Annotated in this window: 24 protein-coding genes and 1 pseudogene; 1 reads left to right on the plus strand and 24 read right to left on the minus strand. The window is 32.1% G+C overall.

Features of this window, described 5'->3' with window-relative positions; all coding sequences use genetic code 11:
• Positions 1–23: 23 nt before the first annotated feature.
• From ABD816_RS19080 to nfsB, 23 genes and pseudogenes are all read right to left on the minus strand, one after another.
• Entirely contained in the window at positions 24–902 is an 879-nt protein-coding gene (locus ABD816_RS19080) for a sulfate/molybdate ABC transporter ATP-binding protein (protein WP_344930121.1), read from the minus strand.
• Positions 899–1570 (minus strand): molybdate ABC transporter permease subunit, encoded by a 672-nt coding sequence (gene modB, locus ABD816_RS19085; RefSeq protein WP_344930160.1) that lies wholly within the window; start codon positions 1568–1570, stop codon positions 899–901. Before modB ends, ABD816_RS19080 begins: the two co-directional genes overlap by 4 nt.
• Entirely contained in the window at positions 1570–1971 is a 402-nt protein-coding gene (locus ABD816_RS19090; RefSeq protein WP_344930124.1) for a TOBE domain-containing protein, read from the minus strand. Before ABD816_RS19090 ends, modB begins: the two co-directional genes overlap by 1 nt.
• The gene (gene modA, locus ABD816_RS19095) at positions 1971–2753 is read right to left on the minus strand and encodes a molybdate ABC transporter substrate-binding protein (RefSeq protein WP_344930126.1); all 783 of its coding nucleotides are present in this window, start codon (positions 2751–2753) and stop codon (positions 1971–1973) included. The genes ABD816_RS19090 and modA overlap by 1 nt, the downstream gene beginning before the upstream one ends.
• 199 nt (positions 2754–2952) lie before the next feature.
• Positions 2953–4083, minus strand: a complete 1131-nt coding sequence (locus ABD816_RS19100; RefSeq protein WP_344930129.1) for a hypothetical protein — start codon at positions 4081–4083, stop codon at positions 2953–2955.
• 303 nt (positions 4084–4386) lie between these two features.
• On the minus strand, positions 4387–5340 hold the full coding sequence (locus ABD816_RS19105) for an XdhC family protein (RefSeq protein WP_344930130.1): 954 nt from the start codon (positions 5338–5340) through the stop codon (positions 4387–4389).
• 86 nt (positions 5341–5426) lie between these two features.
• Complete coding sequence (locus ABD816_RS19110) at positions 5427–5960, minus strand: hypothetical protein (RefSeq protein WP_344930132.1); 534 nt, start codon at positions 5958–5960, stop codon at positions 5427–5429.
• Complete coding sequence (locus tag ABD816_RS19115; RefSeq protein WP_344930134.1) at positions 5944–8211, minus strand: xanthine dehydrogenase molybdopterin binding subunit; 2268 nt, start codon at positions 8209–8211, stop codon at positions 5944–5946. The genes ABD816_RS19110 and ABD816_RS19115 overlap by 17 nt, the downstream gene beginning before the upstream one ends.
• Positions 8208–9638: an FAD binding domain-containing protein gene (locus tag ABD816_RS19120; protein ID WP_344930136.1), complete on the minus strand. Its 1431-nt coding sequence runs from the start codon at positions 9636–9638 to the stop codon at positions 8208–8210. Before ABD816_RS19120 ends, ABD816_RS19115 begins: the two co-directional genes overlap by 4 nt.
• Positions 9639–9881: 243 nt before the next feature.
• On the minus strand, positions 9882–10094 hold the full coding sequence (locus ABD816_RS19125; RefSeq protein WP_344930138.1) for a hypothetical protein: 213 nt from the start codon (positions 10092–10094) through the stop codon (positions 9882–9884).
• Positions 10095–10101: 7 nt separating this feature from the next.
• Positions 10102–10923: a class I SAM-dependent methyltransferase gene (locus tag ABD816_RS19130; protein ID WP_344930139.1), complete on the minus strand. Its 822-nt coding sequence runs from the start codon at positions 10921–10923 to the stop codon at positions 10102–10104.
• A 418-nt stretch (positions 10924–11341) separates the two neighbouring features.
• Entirely contained in the window at positions 11342–12370 is a 1029-nt protein-coding gene (locus tag ABD816_RS19135) for a helix-turn-helix domain-containing protein (protein ID WP_344930140.1), read from the minus strand.
• A gap of 114 nt (positions 12371–12484) precedes the next feature.
• A complete protein-coding gene (locus ABD816_RS19140) occupies positions 12485–13147 on the minus strand; it encodes a hypothetical protein (RefSeq protein ID WP_344930142.1) in 663 nt (220 codons plus the stop codon).
• A gap of 96 nt (positions 13148–13243) precedes the next feature.
• Positions 13244–14041, minus strand: a complete 798-nt coding sequence (locus tag ABD816_RS19145; protein WP_344930144.1) for an alpha/beta hydrolase — start codon at positions 14039–14041, stop codon at positions 13244–13246.
• Positions 14042–14141: 100 nt separating this feature from the next.
• Positions 14142–14489, minus strand: coding sequence for a hypothetical protein (locus tag ABD816_RS19150; protein WP_344930146.1), 348 nt, complete (start codon positions 14487–14489; stop codon positions 14142–14144).
• Complete coding sequence (locus ABD816_RS19155) at positions 14482–15045, minus strand: HD domain-containing protein (RefSeq protein WP_344930148.1); 564 nt, start codon at positions 15043–15045, stop codon at positions 14482–14484. Before ABD816_RS19155 ends, ABD816_RS19150 begins: the two co-directional genes overlap by 8 nt.
• A gap of 113 nt (positions 15046–15158) precedes the next feature.
• Entirely contained in the window at positions 15159–15551 is a 393-nt protein-coding gene (locus ABD816_RS19160) for a biotin/lipoyl-containing protein (RefSeq protein WP_344930149.1), read from the minus strand.
• A 329-nt stretch (positions 15552–15880) separates the two neighbouring features.
• Positions 15881–16516, minus strand: a complete 636-nt coding sequence (locus ABD816_RS19165; protein ID WP_344930150.1) for a SanA/YdcF family protein — start codon at positions 16514–16516, stop codon at positions 15881–15883.
• A gap of 243 nt (positions 16517–16759) precedes the next feature.
• Complete coding sequence (locus tag ABD816_RS19170; protein ID WP_344930152.1) at positions 16760–17134, minus strand: LLM class oxidoreductase; 375 nt, start codon at positions 17132–17134, stop codon at positions 16760–16762.
• An 89-nt stretch (positions 17135–17223) separates the two neighbouring features.
• Positions 17224–17682, minus strand: coding sequence for an LLM class flavin-dependent oxidoreductase (locus ABD816_RS19175; RefSeq protein WP_344930154.1), 459 nt, complete (start codon positions 17680–17682; stop codon positions 17224–17226).
• Positions 17683–18480 carry an SDR family NAD(P)-dependent oxidoreductase gene (locus tag ABD816_RS19180; protein WP_344930155.1) on the minus strand — a complete coding sequence of 266 codons (798 nt, stop codon included), beginning with the start codon at positions 18478–18480 and terminating at the stop codon, positions 17683–17685.
• Between the two features lie 56 nt (positions 18481–18536).
• Positions 18537–18695: pseudogene (locus ABD816_RS19185) on the minus strand (DUF1330 domain-containing protein); the annotation flags it as partial.
• A gap of 179 nt (positions 18696–18874) precedes the next feature.
• A complete protein-coding gene (gene nfsB, locus ABD816_RS19190; RefSeq protein WP_344930157.1) occupies positions 18875–19537 on the minus strand; it encodes an oxygen-insensitive NAD(P)H nitroreductase in 663 nt (220 codons plus the stop codon).
• A gap of 82 nt (positions 19538–19619) precedes the next feature.
• Here nfsB and ABD816_RS19195 point away from each other — a divergent pair, with 82 nt between their 5' ends.
• Positions 19620–19976, plus strand: coding sequence for a winged helix-turn-helix transcriptional regulator (locus ABD816_RS19195; RefSeq protein WP_425549129.1), 357 nt, complete (start codon positions 19620–19622; stop codon positions 19974–19976).
• A gap of 221 nt (positions 19977–20197) precedes the next feature.
• Here the strand turns inward: ABD816_RS19195 and ABD816_RS19200 are convergent, their stop codons facing one another.
• Complete coding sequence (locus tag ABD816_RS19200; RefSeq protein ID WP_344930158.1) at positions 20198–20731, minus strand: hypothetical protein; 534 nt, start codon at positions 20729–20731, stop codon at positions 20198–20200.
• Between the last annotated feature and the right edge of the window lie 186 nt (positions 20732–20917).

The raw sequence follows: 20917 nt of genomic DNA on the forward strand, positions 1-20917 counted from the left end.
ATTTACCACAAAAAACGTACGCGTTATTCATTGATTTTTACAAGTAAAGGATTAAGCATTTTTGATGTTACCATTACTTTATCTCCTATACTAAGATTAGAAACTTCTGATTCTTCTGCCATCATTTTTATAACATTACCATTAATGAAAACTGATAATATGCAGACCACTTCTTCTTTTACAATCTTAACAACTTCTCCCATACACTGAAAAGTGCCGCTTAGTTGGTTATTGGTAAATAATGCTATTGGAGAACCTTGTTTACTAATTTTACCATCTTCTAAACAAATTAAATGATCTGCCATTTTTATAATTTCCCCAGCATCATGACTTACTAAAATAGTAGTAAGTTGGTATTGTTTATGTACTTTCAAAATATAATCCTGTAACTTTGTACGCATTTTTATATCTAATGCAGACAATGGCTCATCGAGCAATAAAATTTCTGGTCTTCTCACTAAGGCGCGAGCTAGTGCTACGCGTTGTTGTTGACCTCCGGATAAGGTTACTGGTTTCCTATCTTCTAATTTTTTTAGTTCTATAAGATCAATTAATTCATCAATAATACTCCTATCCTGTCCTTTCTCTAATGCGAATTCGAGGTTTTTTCTCACGGTCATATTGGGAAATAGAGCATACTCCTGAAAAACATATCCTATATTTCGTTGTTGTGGTGTATAATTAATTTTTTTTGCAGTATCTACCCATGTTGTATTATGGACACTAAGTTGTCCCTTATCCACAGAAAGTAACCCTGCTAATATACGCAATACAGAGGTTTTTCCTACTCCTGATGCTCCGTATAGTGCTACAAACTGACCTTTTTCAACTTGTAATTGAATATCAAGTTGTAGTTTTGTATCCGCAGCTTGTAATGTCTTATGAATTGTAGCGGCTATCATTTCCAAAAGCGTTTTATATAGTTACCATTCATTACATACACAGCTAATAATATACAAAAAGTAATTACAAATAAAACTAAGGCATGCTTATGAGCAGCGCCATAATTAAGTGCTTCTACCTCATCATAAATTGCAATAGAAACTACTTTTGTTTTATCAGGAATATTTCCCCCAATCATTAAAACGACTCCAAACTCTCCTACCGTATGAGCAAATGCTAAAACAATTCCGGTAAGTAATGAAGGCTTTATATTAGGCAACAATATATGAAACAATGTCTGTATTTTGGATTTTCCGAGCACATAGGACGCCTCTGATAATGAGACTGGTAAGCTAGAAAGACCTGACTGTATAGGATTCACCATAAATGGTAAACTGTAGATTACAGAGCCTATTACCAAACCAGAAAAAGAAAAAATGAGCTGTATCCCTAAGTATTCTTGTAACCATTGACCAAGTCCATTGCCCGGACTAAAGGTCGTTAGTAAATAAAACCCTAAAACTGTAGGTGGTAAAACTAAAGGCATACTTACTAAAGTTTTTACCACAGGCTTTATTCGGGATTGAGAGTAAGCCAACCAATATGCTAACGGAATAGCAATCACAAATAGAATAGTAGTAGTCACCATTGCTAATTTAGCAGTCAATATCATCGGTCCCCAATCCATCATATGGATACCATAATTTCATTCATTTGTACCATCGCAATAATCTCTTGATGCTTCTCCAGCATAAGTCGATCCACAGCCTCTGTGGCAAGTATAGAGATTACGTTTCCCGCTTTAGTATTAATTGTTAGTTTACTTAACAGCAATCCTTTTTCGATATCACTAATCACCCCCTCAATACCATTCTCTATACTAATCGCTTGCTGCTTATTAGTAGTAATAACAACTTCTGTTTCTTTAAACAATAACTTAATCATATTGTCTATTCGCAAATATGAAGCCGTATCCGGAGTTTCTGCAATAAGGATTTTCCATACGATATCCTCCTTAATTTGCACAGAAACAACAGCTAAGTTAGTACTAATCTGTATATCGCATATATGACCCTGGATTGCATTCATTATTCAGTCACTAAATATCCGAAATCTTCCAGTATTTCTCTCGCTTCTGAGGAAAAAAGAAAATCATAAAATTTCTCACTCCTTTTCATGTGTTCTTCTGTACTTTTTATTGCCACTACTCCTTGATCAATTGGACTATATGTGTTTTTATCTAATTCAACCCATACTCCTTTTCCTTTCATACGAGGTGACATCACAACGGATTTAGCCGTAAAACCAATTTCTGCAGACTTAGATATTATAAATTGATTGGTTTGCGCAATGCTTTCTCCGTACACTAACTTATCGATTACGCTATCATACATTCGAGCTTGTTGTAAAACTTGAACAGCTGCTTCTCCATAAGGAGCTGTTTTAGGGTTTGCCAATGCAATATGATGTATATTTCTATGCGTTAACTGTCTTATCGACGTGGGTACCTCTGTATCCACAGACCATAAGACAAGCTGTCCCAGTGCATATATCTTAGGAATATCTGCGGCAAGTCCGCTTTTATGAATTTCATTAGGATATTTCATATTTGCTGCTACAAAAATATCGTAAGGAGCTCCTTCTTTGATCTGTGCTGTCAGTTTACCGGACGAACCAATAACTAATGTACAAGACAAACCAGTTTTTTTCGTGAATGCCTTTGTTATTTCTTCGATAGCAAACTGCATATTCGCCGAAGTAGCAATGGTAATCACCTCCTTATCTTCTTGGTAACAGGAAGTGCATATTAAGAAAAGACTTAATAGAAACCCTATTATTTTTAACTGATTCATATTGATTGTTTTCTTCATTCGAAGATGATTACTGTATCAACAGGATTTCGCACTATGCAAAACTATACAAATAAATGGTTTCCTAAAATTATAAACAATTTGATACACATAATAATACTAAGTGGAAGGTTCTACTTAAATTTCATCATTTTACTGAATTATTTTACTAAAAACCTTAAAATCTAGTTGTTTTACTTACTAGACATAGATTACAAAGTTATAATTTCTCAGCATCCATTGCTTTTTCTGTAAACTGTAATGTTTCTCCATCTCCTGCTATGGTAATACTATCCATTTTCCATTTGACTTTTATCATATCTCCTGGTTTAAAATCATACTTTTTATTTTCAGACCATCCCCAACTATATATCAATGAGACATCCTTATCATTCTTTTTTCCTTCCATAAAAAAATAGTCATAATCGTCATTGTAAGATAAAAATTGAATTGTATCTGTATATTCTTTGTTTAACACAATAGTTTCATCTGGTCTTATATTGTTTTGAAAAATAGTTTTAACTTCATTTATCTCGCCTAATTCATTAATATGATAAAGGGTTGTGTCTATTTTTTTGACATCTCCATAAAAGCTGTCAATAGTAGTGATCAGGCGTTTTTTAATAATTGATTTTTTTCGAAACCAGCCTTCTGCTATCTCATCATAAGCGATCACTTTAGCATCAATTAATTTATTTTTTGAGTCATAAGTGATCAGGGTAGATTCTAATTCGTGATCTCCCCTATACGCATAAACAACAAATGTTTTAAATGTATCAGAAATAATAAGTTGATACCCAGGAATAAATACAAACACAGATCCTTCTTTACCTAATTCAGGATATATAGTGGCAAGTTGTAATTTTTTAATATCGTTAGCATTCAGTGCTCCTGTTTTTTTAATATTATCAAAATTTGTAGAATCAGCTACTGGCATCTTCATGAATGAAAATGATGACCATATATCATTAGAAGAATCATTTCCTACCATAAGCTTACCTTTATCTATACCATTAGAAGCTTTTAAAAATCCATCGAACACATATACGGTATCTTTGTTTTTATTCACACCAACCCATTCTCCCTTTAAGATAGTATTTCTATCGTTTATTTCTTCAAAAACTGCAGTGCGAACTACTAATTCTAATTTGGTACGATTCGGGAATTTACCTAAAATCCTGCCATTAGGTTCATCTCTGTAGTGTAAACCGGACTTGGCATTTACATAATATATCGAATCCGTACTTTCTTTTACAGTTTTGTTTTCTGAGACCGTTTTATCCGTTTTTTTATCAATCGTATTGCACCCCAATAACTGAACTAAAGCTAATAAGTATATAAAGTTTTTCATGATTGTTACTGTTGTTTAAATCCCGCTTAATATTTTCCAATATAAACATCTTTTGATTTATGGATAGTTAACATGCAATATTCGCCGCCTTCCATATTGTCATACAATTGTTATATGCCTATTTCAAAACGAGCTATTTATATGAGAAGAATATGTAGATAAACTATAATCAATAGTTGTTCTCTTTTTTAATTAGTTTTAGATTGTATTCTAATCGTCAGCAAAAATTAATAGTCATTTATGACATCTTACTAATAAATAATGTATTAACTATCAAGTTATTACTTTAATAAACTCACAACATCACCTCCTACCCATATTTTTAACCTGAATAATTTGCGCTGCAATACTGACCGCAATTTCTTCTGGAGTTTCACTTTTTATAGATAATCCAATAGGAGCAAAAACGTTATCCAATTCTTCTTGAGCAACCCCTTCTTTACACAAAACCTCCCACATCGTTTTTAGTTTTGCTGTACTTCCTAACACTCCAATAAATGCATATTTATTCTTAATTAATTTGCTTAAAATTAATTTGTCATCGATATAGGTGTTTGTCATAATTGCGACATAACTCCCATTTCCCTTATGCACATAGTCTTGTATCTGAGTATAGTCTATTACTATTTTTTGATGTGCAAAATTATTATTTTCCAGAGTGTTTAAGTCTTTTCTGTTATCAAAAACAACTATATAAAACCCAAGCTTCACCAATAATTCTGAAACTGCCACACCTACATGACCTCCACCTACAATGTATAAGGTTTCTCTAAAACCAAGATATTCTTCAAAAAACCAATCACTTTCTGACTCAATTTGATAATCAAATTGTTTGTCTAAACACTTATTAGAAAAAGAGAAAGAATCTGACCTCAAACATAGGGTTCCTTTTTCTCCATTTTGCAAACAAGCCAAAATATTCTGAATTACAGAAATATGACTGAAATCTAAACAATGAAAAGCTACTGTTTGTTCACCAGAACAAATCATACCGGAACCATTTTTTATATGCCCCTTATGAATTTGTTTTTTTATAAATGTTGCTGGATTTTTTTCTAATAACAATCGTTGCGCTTCTGCTACCAAAGAAAATTCCATCACACCACCGCCAATAGAACCAAAAATGAATTCATCCTGAGCAACAAGCATTTTAAAACCTTTTCTTCCAGGAGAACTTCCAATGTTTTCTATAACAGTTAAGACGTATACTTTTTGACCGTCCTGAAGTTTATGTAATAGATGTTGCCAAAAAATCATTGTTTCTTATTATCATCATTGTGGAGAAAGTATAAGGATGTAATCTCTTTAAAAAGTCTATACCTCACTTCATCCATATTGACAAGTTAATTAAAAAAAGTTTCGCTAAGCGCATAATAAACAGCCATGAATCCAGAAAATACAGCACTAGCCACAAACCTCCAATCTAAACGTACTTTATTCTGAATCAAATAATTCGCAATTATAGAAATAGGAATATTTACTAAAAACGACCAAAAAGCAACTAGTAACAACTGACTATTTATTTGCTCATACGCGCCAGCAAATAGTTTTATAAATACCAAATGCCTGAAAATCCATAATGGATTAAAATAGGCAATTGCTAATGCTGTTTTGGTTATTGTTTTTCTTATTCCATAAGATGTTTCGGTTTTTTTATCAATCCAAGCAAAATAATTTGGAATTTCGAGACTATATAAAATGGCTCCAACCAGAATCATCCCTAATATCCTATAAATAGAAAATTCATTTAATAACAACGCAGCGATGGTATCTCCTGCACTATAGATGACAGCGCCTCTAATTATATTTTGTTTAGTGTATTTCAGCTTGCTTACATTTAGATTTAGAATGTATAATTGCCTATTGTAAGCTTTCATACAATCCCATCAATACTTTCTCTGGTGTAAAAGGAGAGTGAAATTTTAATTTATAATTTGGATTAAACTCTTTTACAGCCTGCTGAATCGCAAAATACACTCCTATTCCATACATCAGAGGAGGTTCACCTACTGCTTTTGATTTTTTAATTGCCATAGCAGTTCCTTCTGTCTCTAAAGGAATGGTTTCTATTGTCTTTGGCCCCGAAAAAATATCCGGAACTTTATACGTCGACAAGGCATTAGACAGTAATCGCCCATCATTATTATACGCAATTTCTTCCATCGTCATCCAACCAATTCCCTGAGCTAATGCACCTTCTACCTGTCCTATATCAATCCCTAGATTCATCGATGTACCAAAATCATGAACAATTTTTACTGCATCGATTTCATAGATACCCCGCAAACAATCTACAGTTACTGTTGTCATTGCAGTTCCATATACATGATAGGCAAAAGGATGTCCTTTTTCTTTAGTTTTATCAAAATGAATGATCGGTGTGGCGTAATGTGCATTTTCGGATAAAGCAATACGTTCTACCATTGCCTGAGTGATCACCTCCTCCCAAGTAAGTGTAGATTTTTGACCATCAATACAAACAAAATCTTCCTGGAAAGTTATATTTTTTTCTTCTGAAGAAAGCAAATTAGCAGCTACTCCAGACAATCGTTCTAATAGAGAAGTACATGCCATTTCTACCGCTTTTCCGTTCAGATCTGCAGTAGAACTGGCAGCAGAAGGAGATGTATTAGCAACCCGAGTCGTATTAGTTGTTTCCAGTTTTATTTTTGTAGCAGAAATTCCCAAAACTGACTGCGCTACCTGTAGCATTTTGGTATTTACACTTTGCCCCATTTCTACGGCACCAGTAGAAACACCAACACTCCCATCCTGATAAATATGAATGAGGGCACGTGCATGATTCATTTGTGTATTGGTAAATGAAATCCCAAAAGTAACAGGCATTAACGAAATTCCTTTTTTGTGGCGGTTATTTTCTTTGTTGAACGTTGCTACTTCTTGTTCTAATTCTTCTAAATTAAAGGTCTCTTTAGCGGTAAACCAAGTATTTTTAGCTGCTACCTGTGTTGCAATTTGACCATATGAGAACACATCATTTTCTGCCAGTAGATTTATTTCCTGTATCTCTGTTCTACTGACTCCTATTTTATCAGCAGCATCGGCAATGGCACTTTCGATTACAAACATTCCCTGAGGCCCACCAAAACCACGAAAAGCAGTATTGGGTGGTAAATTAGTTTTACAACTATACACCGTAGTACTGACATTAGGAATAAAATAACTATTAGTGGCATGAAACAATGTTCGTTCTGCAATGGCCGGAGATAAATCTGCAGCGGCACCAGAATTTTGTAAGAACTCAACTTCAAAAGCCTGAATCTTTAAGTCTTTTGTCAATCCTATTTTATAAAAAGAGGTATAAGGATGTCGCTTACCTGTCATCCGCAAATCATCATGACGGTTTAGCATATATTTTACCGGACGATTGAGATGTTGTACGGCAACAGCAGTCATAACAGCCCAAGGGGTTGCCTGATCTTCTTTTCCGCCAAAACCACCACCTAATCTGATAACATCTACCTCAATTTTATGCATTGGAATCCCCAATACTTTAGCCGCTGTTTTCTGAACTTGTGTGGGTCCTTGTGTAGAAGATGTCAATTTTATAGTTCCGTTTTCCTGAGGAACTGCATAACACCCTTGTGTTTCTAAATACAGATGTTCTTGTCCGTTAGAAAACGTCTCTCCTTCAAAAACATACTCACAATCTGAGAAAGCACTCGTTGAATCTCCTAGCTTAAAAGAACGGGGTGCATTAATAAAACTACCTTTTTCCTTAGCTTCCTTGGCTGTCGTAATCACAGGTAATTCTTCGATTTCTATGGTAATTAAAGCACGTGCTTTTTTTGCAATGGCTTCTGTTTCTGCAACAATAAAAGCGATAGGCTGCCCACAAAAATGAACTTCATCTTCTGCCCATAAAGGTTCATCCGGGATAATTCCTCCTATCTGATTTTCACCTAAAACATCTTTATAAGTAAATATTTTTACAACACCAGCTAATGCTTCTGCTTGTGAATAATCTACCGATGTTATTTTTCCGTGGGCTTTGGGTGAATCAAAACACAATCCTATTAGCACATCCTGTCGCAACATTAAATCATCTACAAATAATGATTCTCCCCGAACGTGGGTAAAACTATCTATATTTTTCATTGTCTTCATCGAGTACACAGTGTATCTGGTTCTATTTGATTTGGGAATAATTCAATGAAATGTGCAAAGAATAATTGTGTTGCCAGCAAACGTTTATACGCAGATGATCCTCGCACATCACTAATAGGAGAAATTTCTGACTGCATTACTTTTGCTGCTTCGGTTATTGTTTTTGCCTCCATTGCTTTTCCCGTTAGGAATTTATTAGTGCTATACAGATATTTAGGAATTGCCGCAGCACCACCTATTGAGAAATGCGCTTGTGTGATTATATTATCGGCTATCGATATTTTTGCCGCTGTATTTACACTGGCAATATCTAAATGAGTACGTTTACTCACTTTTTCGAAATTGAAAAAATCATTCGCTTTCAGAACTTCAAAAGATATATTTTTTAAAATTTCGTTCTTTTGTAAATCGTAGACTTTATAATTTTGGTGAAATGATTGAAACGGAATTTTTCTTTCTGTTCCATCTTCTCTCCGGATGGTTAAGATCGCGTCTAAGGCTAAAAAGAAAATAGACATATCTCCAATAGGAGATGCATTTACAAAATTCCCTCCCAGAGTCCCCATATTCCTAATAGGCTCAGAAGAAACCAGTTTCAAAAATCGCTTTAATCCCGGAAAAAAACGTTGCAGTTTTTTATTTTCTATAATCTCTGTAACTGTTGTATTGACTCCCAAAGTGCACATTCCTTCTGAAAAGAAGATCCCTTTTAAGTCCGTTTCATCCACTAATAAATGTACATTTTGTTCTGCCATTTTATCTGCATGGCGAACGTATAGATCAGTTCCGCTTGCAACTTTTATGTTTTTTACAGATTGCTCTACTACGCTTGAATTGACATCTTGTAATGCGCTTAACCTTTGCGGAATCGCTTTAAAATAATCAGGAATAAATCCTTCTTTTATAAGCCATGATATTTGATGATTTTTATCTTTTTGCTGTAATCTTTTCTCCACTTCAAAACCGGCTTTCTCGATAGACTTATATCCTGTGCATCTACAGATATTCCCACTAACAGCGTCATTACAAGTTTGATTTTCGTCTTGAGTAACATCAAAAGATCTTAAAGCAAACCCTGTCATAGACACTACAAAACCCGGAGTACAAAAACCGCATTGGGTTGCGTAATTGTTTGTCATCGCTTGCTGAACGGTATTTAATTCTTTTGGCAGATTAACCCCTTCTATAGTAACAATATGTTTTCCATTAGCATTTCCTAAAGGAGAAATACAAGACGTAATACTCTCATAACTCACCTCATCTCCGTAAGGTGTTCCAACTAAGATAGTACAAGCCCCGCAGTCGCCTTCTCTGCAGCCTGTTTTTGTACCTTTTAATTGCTGATGTTCCCTAATGAAATCGAGCAAAGTGACACCCGCATTAAGGGGTGTTTTAATCTTGTGATTGTTGAGTATAAACTGTATCATGTGTTAAGGCAAGTTACAAAAATGTATGCATATGACAACAATCAATTACAGCTTCGATGCGCGGTTAGAATATACTACTAACTTCACAATAAATAAACTCACCAAAAACAAGAAGCCCATTAACTATCGTATCTAATGACTGTGCTTACATATTGCACTATAATTTTATTTTTTGTGATTTTATAAATTAAAAGCAACAATACTTTTGAGTTAACTCAAAACCATCATTGCTTTTAAATAGTGTTAACTGCTTTTCTTTCTATACTTTTTGGTTTTATTCAATCTATAAGTGCAGCGTCTATTTTCTACATACTCAATTTTATGCTCGGATAGAAGTTGCACAATAATTTCTTGTGTTTCCCCTTCATCAAGTCCAATTTTTTCTCCAAGGTCAATTTCATTTAATTGCCCGTTATTTTCAACTAAAGCGTTAAAATATCTGATTTTATTTTTCATCTGTATTTTATTTTTTTACTGCGATCATCATATGTGGGCTAAAGGGCAAAAGATAACTGTCATTTTCTGTAATTTTAATAAGCTCTAATAGTGTTTTTTTCTTTTTGTGATTTGACATATTCGCAAAATATTCTTTATCTAACCACGCCATTCCCTCAATTGCATATGTATTAAGATGTACTAATTCCTGATTGGTAAACTCGTCTTTTAATTGCTCTGGTGTATGATAATATGCTTCAGCTAAAAGCCAAGGGAAATCATCTGGTGGATTGTGCATTCCTGTTGTTAATTCCTCTTTGCACATTTCAAAAAAAGAATTTTTATGAATTAAGCCATTTAAAAGACCAGCTAAAGTTGATGCTGTATAGTTAATAGCAAAGCCTAATATGATTCCGTTATCTTTTAGAACTCTTTTAGCTTCTCTGATGGTTACATCTCTGTCCTCTTTTTTTTGGAGATGATATAAAGGGCCATGTAAAATTATCAGGTCAGCAAAATTAGTCGGAAACTCCAATCTTCGGGATTCGCCCAATTGGACTGAAAATTTATTCTTTGATCTATTTGCTCTTTGTTGGGCTATTATAAGGTGTTTAGAAACTGGTTCTATTAAATAAACCTGATGTCCTTTTTTTGCCAGCCATTCAGCATACTTTCCCGTTCCACCACCAACATCAATTATTGTGGAAGACGGGGGTGAGAGATATTTTTCTATTAATAATTTAATTCTTTCAAACTCAAATAACCCCATTCCTTTATCAAGTCTGGTTTCCTCTGAGGCTCTATTATAAAATACTTCAATATTTCTGTTTATTAACTGTTTATTATTCATTTTTAATCATTGAATTACGATCACTTATTAAAATGTTAAACACATTGCAAAGTGATAAGGCAATCGACATATCATCAATTGTTTTGTTTGAAATTTGATAAAATAATTGAATGTAATTATCTGTACATTAAAAAATCAGATGATTTCTATGCATGTACGGCTCGTTTTTCGAGACTGTCTTTTTTAGAAAGACACAGATAATATGTTTATTAGTATAACAGATTATAAAGATAGAAAATTTGAATTAATTTTTTTCAAGTTTATTTTTAATTGAAAGTGAATGTTAGCATATGACAAGTAAAGGATTTTCCATTTTGTTATACAAATGTTATCCTTCTATTATTTTACACAAGAATGCAAAACCAATATAAGTTTTAAAACAAATTAATAAAGTAGTCGCTGGGTTTATACAACCGTACTAAAACCTATGCTTTTTCTGATATTCTGAAGGTGTTTGTCCGGTAAGTTTCTTAAAAGCGGTAAAGAAAGTCGATTTAGAATTAAAACCACTTTCATAACCTATATTTTCAATTGTATAGTTGATGTTGGTCTGTAAAAAATCTTTGGCTTTTTCTACCCTCAATTCATTCATAAAAGTTGAAAAGGATTTTTCTAACTTCTCATTCAAATATTGTGAAAAAATGTATTTAGGCACATTTAATTCTTTTGATGTTTCTTCAAGTGTCACATTTGGGTTAAGAAATAATTCTTTTTCGATAATTACTGGCAGTCCCAGTTCTATTTTTGCTAATAAATTTTTGTCGATTCCTTTGTCTTTATATTTCTCTTTTTCTATGAAAAATGTGGTTGTTTTTTTGCTTTTAAAAATGATTAATAGAATAATTAAATAGAGAACAAATGAAAAAGACAATGCTCCTACTATATAAGAGGTGTAAGCTCCTATGCTATAGGAAAGCCAAATAAAGCTAACACCAAAATAGATACTTAACAGCCAAAAATCAATATTTTTTAAACGATCGTTTGTTTTTATTTTTTGAATAATCGGCTTTATAAATCTAAAGGAAACTATAATGTAGATAAGCCATTGCATATAGATTCCTTTTACTATCCATGTACTCCAAATGTTTCTATGTGCTGTATAAGGGTATAAAATTCCTAATATGGTTATTCCTATCAAAAAAGGTATTATATGGGTTTTCCAATTTATTTTATCCTCCGTGTAAGCCCTCAGGTATAAAAATAAGAATGGTCCAATTAGGATACAGGCAGAAATTCCAATTTGAATATAGATATTAGATAAATGTGGATTAAAATAAAAAAATACTGATTTTATAATCCGGGTACTCAACATTAAAAGCAATAATGCCAAAAAGTAATTTGAGAATTTTTTCTTTTCTGCTGTTAAGGCAAAATATACAGAAAGTAAGAAACCATTAAATGCTCCTAAAGCACTGAAAAAAAAGATAATTTGGCTCTCAAAATTCACTATTAAAATTTATTTTTTTAATTCTATGATAATTACCAGAAGTTCTAAATACAAGAGTATTGAATCAACAAAAAAATTGCATACTAATTATGATTGTTTTCTGTAGTTTCTAATTTAATAAATATACATATCTATTTCATCAAAGTCCTTGATTTCTGATAATTTAATTAGGCTATCTATTTCAATATTATACCAGGTTTCTATAAATGTTTCATCTCCACCTTCAGCATTTTCATTGGTGTTTTCTCTAATCAATTTCTTTTTAGTCAAAAAATTAATACTTGTTTCTCTATTGATTACAGGACCGTGATTACTACTCGAGTCATATCCAATTAATCTAAAAGCTGAATCCTGAAATCTAAAAATATATTTCCAAAATCCATATCTGCCATGACTGTAATGGATTATTAAATTTCCTCTATTAAAATCAATCCAAAGTTCTGGTGCAAAGTAAACTCCGCCATCTTCATTTTCTGATGAAAAACAATTATGATTTTTACTCGCAAGATGATAGCTATTTTCTTTTTTTAGTAAAATAATGACTCCTCTTCTATTCCTATCAACTTTTTTATCAAACCGATTTATTACCCTATTTTTTTTATCCGTATTTTTAATAATTACAACACAGTCATCTTGTTCGTCCTTGTTTAAGTCTCCAAAATATTTTTCAAATATTACGTATCCATCTGGTATAAAATCAGATAACTCGTTATGTTGTGCTTGACTGTTACTTGTTCCTAACATCAAAAAGAATCCTATTATTAAAAATCTATTCATGTAGTTTTTGATTTAATTTTCTACAACGTTTCTGATCAGATATATTTGCATCTCGCAGAGCCTATATCTATTATAGACTATAATATCTCTATTTTATTAGTACAACATATTTTTCAATTCCTGCTTATAATCTTTATTCTCAGTAATTCCATTATGTCCTTGTCCGTTCAAAGTTATGAACTTTATTTTAGTCTTATACTTTTCTTTAAGTCTCAAAGAAGATTCATAGCTAATTACATCATCTTCATTTCCGTGAAAGATTGTAATTGGCATTTCGCAATCCTGTAAATACTCTTGAGTAGCAAATTTATATTTTAAAATAAATGTTGGGATAAAGGGAAATTTCTTACGCATCATATCCGTCAAACTATAATAAGGTGCTTGCAAGATTAATTGTTTTGGATTATTATTTGACGCTAGTTTCGAAGCCATACCAGTTCCAATCGAGTAACCTAAAATTAGTATATCTTGTTCATCATAATTTTTCTTAAGTTCTTTATATATTATGTCATTATCTTCAAACAACTGTTTTTGTCCATTTATGGTTCCTTCACTTTTTCCATAACCTCTATAGTCCAGAATAAAAACATCGTAATTTAATTCAGTATAAGTTTTAGCTACATTTCCCCAAGAGCTTAAGGAACCCGCATTTCCGTGTAGATAAAAAATCAACCCTTTTGTATTATCGGCCTTAAACAAAAGTCCATTTAACAATGTTCCATCAGAGGCTTTAAAATTCAACTCGTCAACATTCTGTCCGAAGTTGAACTGATAATTCTTTTCTAATTGTTGGGGAAAGAATATTAATTTCTCTTGTAAAAAGTACAACGCTACACATACCAGAAGGTATAAAACAGAAATTATTTTTAAGAAGTTTATTATGTTCTTTTTCATGCCTTAATAGTATTTTGTCTATTGACACACAACCTATCTTATATGATTCGTTTCCATCGGGCAGAGTTCATATGCATAAAATTCATTGTTATACACTTTTTTATATCCAAATATGAGTTTCAAAATCAATATTTTCAGATGTTAAAAAAGATTGAAAAGAACTGAAAGCTCTGTTTCCTGAATAGTTGGCTTGTATCCATTCTAATAACTCTTTATCATCAATAATTTTAATATTATCCTCTCTCAGCTTTTGTATTAAGAGATCTTTATTTAATTTATTAACTTTTAAATGATAGTCATAATCCCAATCGCCTTTAAGTTTTTCAACTAATTCTCCAGCATCCACACCATCAACCATCAACTCGTCATTTTCAGTTATTCTGGCATATATTTTTATTTTTATATCCTTTCGGACTTCCTCAAATAAAGTTACAGTTAAATTATTCATCTATAAAAGAGTTATATGTATTCATCTTATCCTGTAATCTGTTTGCTAAATATGAACTTCCAGCTTTGAGTTCATTATAAATCACTTCCGCTTCTTTTAAATAGGCTTTTTTCTTTTCATTTGACCAATAAAAAGGTGGAGCGTATAGGTTACAGATTCTATCTGCCATTTTTACTGCCCAGACTTCTTTAGGCTGTTGTTTAATTCTAGCAAGACTGTCTAGCATTTTATCTTTTACTGAATCGTCTTGTTCTTTCTTAGTTAATGCTAAAACACCCTCAGCCACATCTTTACCAAACCTATATTCAACTTCTTCAATTGTCAGTTTAGTATCTTCAATAGTGTCATGTAAAACAGCACATTTTATACATAAATCTGAATCAAGTTTGGTATCGATTTCAATAGCTTTTAAGATTTCAAAGGTGACACTTCCAATGTGGTTAATATATTCAATTTGTTGATCTTTATCATGTCCCCCATACTTTTGACCATTATGAAAATTACTAGCTAACTGCCAGATATCTTGTAACTCATCAATTGACCATTTCTTACTCATAATTGCGATTACCTATAAAGTTATAAAATATGTGTGCTATAGCAAATATACAAGAACCCTTTGTGTAAGCTATAATCAGCTATGGTTACATATATTCTTTTGTAACTATTTTATTATACTCCTTCTAATTCACATAGTTTCTCCCCGGTTTTTAGAATCTTATTTAATGGACAAATATCACTGATTCTTCCATTTGCAAAACTTTCAAATTCTAATGTGATTGTCTCGTTTTCTATTTCACATATAATACTCCCCTCCTCAATCAAATCTCCTGCCTGGAAGTGCCATTTAGTAATTTTTAAATTACTAAAACCTTCAAATTCAGGAAGAAAAATTGGTAATACTTTTCCTTTTTCAAGTATAAACTTTTTAGGCTTCCTTTGAGAATTGCCTTCTAATTCAGTCTCATCCATAGTTTTGAATCCTGAAATATTTTTTAATCCTTTTATCAACTCGTCTTTCTTTTTATTACGAATAAAAAGTTTTTGGATTAGTGATTTAATCATTTTAGCTTAATTAGTTACAATAGTATAAGTAAGTGTCTTAGCAACGTAAAGTGTTACCCTATTTTTGGCTTTTCTTCGTACTAATTGCTATATTTTCACTTTACAAGCATTGTTTTAGATAAGGTTACAACAGAATTAAATATGAAACAAAGGGTCTAGAAAGACACTAACTTTTCGAATTGATACAAAGTAAAATCATTGACTTTTATATTTATTTTTCCTTTACTAAAGATAACTAAACTAAAAATCTGGCGACGTAGTAAACATATACACGAACATTTTGAGGATACTATCTCATGTATCTTTTATACGGTATTGACGTGTCATTTTTATTTTATTTCAATTTTATTTCCCAAAAATTTGGGTTCAACTCCGAACATTAAATCTAAAAAAACCTTTGTTCTTGCAAAGTATTCTCTAATTCGAGTCTTTATCCCATATTTCCCACTTAAATCTCTTGCATTAAATCCTATAGCAGAAATTCCATTTTTTTCGGCAAGATAAATTGCGCGTTCATTATGGAACTTTTGCGAAATAATTGTTATACTGATTTGTCCAAAAATCTCTTTTGCTCTTACAACTGAATCTAACGTCCGAAATCCTGCATAATCAAGGAAAATTCTATTTTCTGGAATTCCTTTTTTTATTAATTCATTTTTAAAATCTGTAGGTTCATCATAATTTTTATTTCCATTATCGCCACTCACTAAAACAAAGTCAATTTTTCCTTCTTTATAGAGTTCAAACGTTGCATTTATTCGGTATTTGAAGTATAAATTAATGCTGCCATTTTTTAAAAATTTAGATGTACCAAGTACAAGCCCGACTTTATTTTTTTTGATTTCAGATGAATTTGAGAATGTTTTATTTTCAGCGTTTTTTTCTATAGAATAGTTAGTAGTAAAAACCAAAATAGCTGGCATTATAAAAATCAATATTAATAGTATTCTTTTTTTCTTTCTCATTCAGTTCTTGAATTCTGATTAACATTAATTTTATTTATTGATTATCAGATTTTTATTAGACCCTAATTCTTGTAGGTTTTAAGTCAAATTTATCATTTTACTTTTATCTTTTCTACTATAAACGTCAAATTTTATATTTAGTCGACTTTGTTAATATTCACAGAACTTTCGGTTTAGCACAAACGCCTTATATTTTTTTACCTTGTTGGCAGTTGGCTTTTTTCAGTTTACTTTCTCGGTAAGTCAAGAGAAATGAGGAATAACCTTTTTCCCAATTTCTTCAATCATTTCTTCAGCAGTCCTTGAGCCATATTTTAAATTCAGAATCACGTGATTTACACCATGGGATTCTAATAATTTCAGATGAGTATTTAAATAATCCGTACCCGATTTAAATCCAAGGTGGATAGGTATTGGTTTTACCTTTGAATCTGTGGCTATATCTACATATAAGGATTGCATAAAAGGTTTCCAACCTTTTTCAACTTTAGTTAGTGCTTCTCTCCATTGTTGCATTACCATTTGTAACGTTTTAAAATCTCTTGGATAATAAAGCCAACCATCAGAATATTCTGCAATCCAATCTAAAGATTGACCCGAATGTCCAGTAACAAGCATTGGTGTTTTTTTAGGGGATTTTGGGAGTAAATCAATTTGTCCATTTGTAGTACCATAAAATTTTGATGTGTATCTGGGGAAATCTTCTTTTAATGACCTAGTGTAAAAAAACTATCTCTAAATAATTCTGACTTATGTTCTAAATGTTGATTAAAAGCAGGGTATTCCATTGGACGGTCTCCAGAAGCCACACCTAAGATAAGTCTTTGGTTTGAAAGTATTTGAAGACTGTTAATGGATTTTGCAGTATGCACAGGATGACGTAAAGGTAGAATGATACTTCCTGTGGCTAATGCAATCTCTTTAGTGTGATTCATTATATGTGTCATATAAATCCAGGGATCGTATAATTGTCCTGCATCTCCAAAAGTTGGGTCATTAAAAGGAACATCTCGAAACCATAATGCCTTAAAACCTAATTCTTCTGCTCGTTTAGCGAGTTGTTCTTGATTTTCCATTTTTGGTATAGAACCACTATAAGCTTCTAATGGAAAAACCAATCCTAAAGTCAACTTTCCTTTGGTTGCTATTTTGCTGAAAACACTCATTTATAAATTTAAAATCTTGTTCGTTTCTGAAATTAAACGAGTAATTTTTTCTTGGTTGTATGCATCATTATGAGCGTTGCTAAAAGTTCCCTTATCGTTATCAAAGTACTTACCGTTGCTATCAGCATATTTTTCTGAAATTGCAAGTTCATATAATATATCAGCTCCTTTATCTGCTGAAGACCAATATTGACCATAAGCTTCTTGAACCATTTTAGTATTAAGTAATGAACCAGGGTTTACAGCAACTACGTTTAGAAAGTCAATCTTTTGAGAGAGATAAAAACTCCACATTGTCAAAGCTAATTTACTTTGACTATAGGCTTCTTGTGTAGAAATTTTTTCATTTCCTTTTAAAGCTTCAAGTGATACAGTGGATTGTGCAGCTGAACTTAAATTAATCACTCGAGGTGAATTACTGTTTTTAAGCAATGGTATTAGACCATTAGTCAGCATGTAAGGTGCAAAATAGTTGACAGCAAACCGTATGTCTAAACTATCTTTGTTTTGTTGAATATTGCTTTTAAAAACTCCAGCATTGTTTATGAGAATATCAATTTCAGAGTGCTCTTTGGTTATGTCAGTTATCATTTTTTGAATGCTTCTGAAATCGGATAAATCGGAAACAAAGCCATTAATTTTTTCATTTTTTGAAAGCTTCTTAATTTCAGAAACTGTGTTGTTTAGCTTTTCGATGTTTCTTCCGTGTAAAAGGATTTGATATCCACTTTTGACCAGTTTAATAGCTGTAAGCTTGCCTATACCATCCGTGCTGCCTGTAATTAAAATTGTTTTCATAGACTTATTTTGAAAAAGGACTTTCAGCATTTTGAAAGCCCTTTGATGTTTTAAGCTTAAGCAAAGTCATCCTTTCCTTCAATTAAATAATGATGACTAGTAGAGCCTTCAGTTCTAGCTTTAAGGTGTTTTGCATAATCTGGGTCAGCCATAAAATCGAGTGCAGCTTGCTTGTTTGGCCATTCTAAAAGAATACGTAAACCAGCTTTCTGTTCATCACCTTCTAATTGCTCTTGAGAAGCTGTTCTTGCTAAATACTTTCCGCCGTGTTTTTTTTATAATGGGGCCAGATTCTTCTAAATAAGTTGGAATCCATTCATCTGTTGTAGGTGTTACGTCTAATACTCAATAGTACTTCATTTTAATTTATTTTAAATTAAAAATTCTGTTGATTTTAAATTTCCGTGAAAATTTCTTGTTCAGGTAATCGAGATTTAGGTAAATTGGCATTGAAATCATCTTCAGCTCTATACCCCAAGCCAACCATAACCAATGCCGTATAGCCTTTTTCTCGTAGTCCAAATTCTTCATCCAATGCTTTTACATCAATACCTTCCATTGGAACAGCATCAACCCCTAATGTTGCAACTCCTAAAAGAAAACTACCAATATTTAGGTACACTTGTTTTTCCATCCAATGTTGAGCATCTTTTAAGTCATATTTATGGATATCTGTAAAAAGGTTTTTAGCACCCATATTTTGAGTTTTGAATTCCTCTTTTGCGAACCTTCCGTCTTTATCTTCTATATCTGTTACGTGTTGCAAATACTTTTCATCTACATCTGTTTTTGCACAAAATAGAACCGTGTGGGAAGCATTCAACACCTTGGGTTCGTTAAAACTAAAAAAACCAGCTGTTCCTTTAGCAAGTCTTTTTTTACCTTTATCTGAACTAGCAATAATAAAATGCCAAGGTTGTGAGTTGATAGAAGAAGGGCTCATTCGCAAAAGAGCTTTGATATTATCTACGTTTTCTGCAGAAATTTTTTTAGAAGTATTAAATGCCTTTGTTGTATATCTCCAGTCAAGAATTTCTTTAATATTTAGTTGATTCATATTTACTATATTAATTATAGTTGCAAACTTAAGTATAGTTAATTATTTTTGCAATAACGGTCAAAAATGATAGTATACTTTTATGGAAGAAAAAGAGACTAAAATGCTGAAATTCAGAGGTAAAGAATATCCTTGTTGTGCGAGCTTAACAATGGGAATTATTGGTGGGAAATGGAAAACAGTTATTCTTTATCATTTAATGAAGGAGAAGTTAAGATATAACGAATTGAGAAAATCAATGCCAACTGTAACCGAAAGAACTTTGAGTTTGCAACTAAAAGCGTTAGAAGAAGACGGTTTGATAAAAAGAAAGGTTTATACTTCAAAACCACCTTTGAAGGTAGAGTATTCGTTAACAGATTTCGGAAAGACATTAATTCCGATAATTAAGTCCATTGCGGGTTGGGGTGATTATGTCGTTGAAAATTACTCGAGGTAGTTTCGGTGAGCCTGTTGCAAACGTTTTCGTGTATGAAACGAGGCGTTTAAAAGACGCTAACTTTTCGAATTAAATACAGAACCTAATTTTTATATTTTGTTTTAATTTATCAATTTTAAAAGCCAAATCAACGATTTGGCGGTATTGGTAAATAGCGCTGAACATTCGTAAACCATGGAAAGCCCTATTTGCTATATCCCATGTTGTAAACCGTTTATTTTTTATGCGCTAGTTCCCCAGTTAAATCTTATATAATAATTTTCAGTTTCAAATAAATAATCTTCATCATTCCATTCCGATTTTAAGTGAAAGGTTCTGATGGATTTTTCTTTAATCCAACTTTGTTCAAATAATTCAGTTCTTGATATGGTTGAATCCCAATCTTCATTCATATAAATTCTGGTTAAAGGCCATTTTTCATAACCTTTAATCTTGTTTTCAAAGGTGATTTTAGAATCCAATTCAAATTCACTGTTCCCAAAATGGTGATTTAGATGCGTCATTACTTTATCAAGTATCTCTGTTTTACTTTCATTCTTAAAATAGAAATCTCCGAAACGCACGAACTCTTGAATGATTGAAATCATCAAAGCATCATCAATACTTTTAGTAATCTTTTTATCCATCATATAAATGAAAGTCCTTGCTTCCATTTTATTATTGTCCAAATGGAAAGATGAAATAGGAGTATCAAAAGTACTATTGAATAGCAATAAACAATTTTCAAGATTTTTTATGTATTCAATTACGTTCATCTAATTGTTTACAAAGTCTCTTGTATGGTGTGTTTGCTTCCCAAAGGGAGCATATGCACTATAGCAACAATGTAAAAGCCGTACCCTAAGTTATATAATAAAAACAATCTAATTTCTTTATTATGAAAACAAAGGATACTACCGACTCAAAGTTATTTATTGGCATCGACGTACACAAGCGAAGTT

It is taken from the genome of Aquimarina addita, assembly GCF_039539305.1.
Taxonomy (GTDB): Bacteria; Bacteroidota; Bacteroidia; order Flavobacteriales; family Flavobacteriaceae; genus Aquimarina; species Aquimarina addita.

What these genes read in the sequence shown, in the direction of transcription:
- ABD816_RS19150 (WP_344930146.1), bottom strand. Translation starts at nt 14,489, where the DNA reads ATGAATAATTTAACTGTAACTTTATTTGAGGAAGTCCGAAAGGATATA.
- ABD816_RS19090 (WP_344930124.1), bottom strand. Translation starts at nt 1,971, where the DNA reads ATGAATGCAATCCAGGGTCATATATGCGATATACAGATTAGTACTAAC.
- ABD816_RS19145 (WP_344930144.1), bottom strand. Translation starts at nt 14,041, where the DNA reads ATGAAAAAGAACATAATAAACTTCTTAAAAATAATTTCTGTTTTATAC.
- ABD816_RS19155 (WP_344930148.1), bottom strand. Translation starts at nt 15,045, where the DNA reads ATGAGTAAGAAATGGTCAATTGATGAGTTACAAGATATCTGGCAGTTA.
- ABD816_RS19120 (WP_344930136.1), bottom strand. Translation starts at nt 9,638, where the DNA reads ATGATACAGTTTATACTCAACAATCACAAGATTAAAACACCCCTTAAT.
- ABD816_RS19110 (WP_344930132.1), bottom strand. Translation starts at nt 5,960, where the DNA reads ATGAAAGCTTACAATAGGCAATTATACATTCTAAATCTAAATGTAAGC.
- ABD816_RS19140 (WP_344930142.1), bottom strand. Translation starts at nt 13,147, where the DNA reads ATGAATAGATTTTTAATAATAGGATTCTTTTTGATGTTAGGAACAAGT.
- nfsB (WP_344930157.1), bottom strand. Translation starts at nt 19,537, where the DNA reads ATGAATCAACTAAATATTAAAGAAATTCTTGACTGGAGATATACAACA.
- ABD816_RS19100 (WP_344930129.1), bottom strand. Translation starts at nt 4,083, where the DNA reads ATGAAAAACTTTATATACTTATTAGCTTTAGTTCAGTTATTGGGGTGC.
- ABD816_RS19125 (WP_344930138.1), bottom strand. Translation starts at nt 10,094, where the DNA reads ATGAAAAATAAAATCAGATATTTTAACGCTTTAGTTGAAAATAACGGG.
- ABD816_RS19200 (WP_344930158.1), bottom strand. Translation starts at nt 20,731, where the DNA reads ATGAACGTAATTGAATACATAAAAAATCTTGAAAATTGTTTATTGCTA.
- ABD816_RS19175 (WP_344930154.1), bottom strand. Translation starts at nt 17,682, where the DNA reads ATGAGTGTTTTCAGCAAAATAGCAACCAAAGGAAAGTTGACTTTAGGA.
- ABD816_RS19160 (WP_344930149.1), bottom strand. Translation starts at nt 15,551, where the DNA reads ATGATTAAATCACTAATCCAAAAACTTTTTATTCGTAATAAAAAGAAA.
- modA (WP_344930126.1), bottom strand. Translation starts at nt 2,753, where the DNA reads ATGAAGAAAACAATCAATATGAATCAGTTAAAAATAATAGGGTTTCTA.
- ABD816_RS19080 (WP_344930121.1), bottom strand. Translation starts at nt 902, where the DNA reads ATGATAGCCGCTACAATTCATAAGACATTACAAGCTGCGGATACAAAA.
- ABD816_RS19115 (WP_344930134.1), bottom strand. Translation starts at nt 8,211, where the DNA reads ATGAAGACAATGAAAAATATAGATAGTTTTACCCACGTTCGGGGAGAA.
- ABD816_RS19105 (WP_344930130.1), bottom strand. Translation starts at nt 5,340, where the DNA reads ATGATTTTTTGGCAACATCTATTACATAAACTTCAGGACGGTCAAAAA.
- ABD816_RS19165 (WP_344930150.1), bottom strand. Translation starts at nt 16,516, where the DNA reads ATGAGAAAGAAAAAAAGAATACTATTAATATTGATTTTTATAATGCCA.
- ABD816_RS19130 (WP_344930139.1), bottom strand. Translation starts at nt 10,923, where the DNA reads ATGAATAATAAACAGTTAATAAACAGAAATATTGAAGTATTTTATAAT.
- ABD816_RS19195 (WP_425549129.1), top strand. Translation starts at nt 19,620, where the DNA reads ATGGAAGAAAAAGAGACTAAAATGCTGAAATTCAGAGGTAAAGAATAT.
- ABD816_RS19180 (WP_344930155.1), bottom strand. Translation starts at nt 18,480, where the DNA reads ATGAAAACAATTTTAATTACAGGCAGCACGGATGGTATAGGCAAGCTT.
- ABD816_RS19170 (WP_344930152.1), bottom strand. Translation starts at nt 17,134, where the DNA reads ATGCTTGTTACTGGACATTCGGGTCAATCTTTAGATTGGATTGCAGAA.
- modB (WP_344930160.1), bottom strand. Translation starts at nt 1,570, where the DNA reads ATGGATTGGGGACCGATGATATTGACTGCTAAATTAGCAATGGTGACT.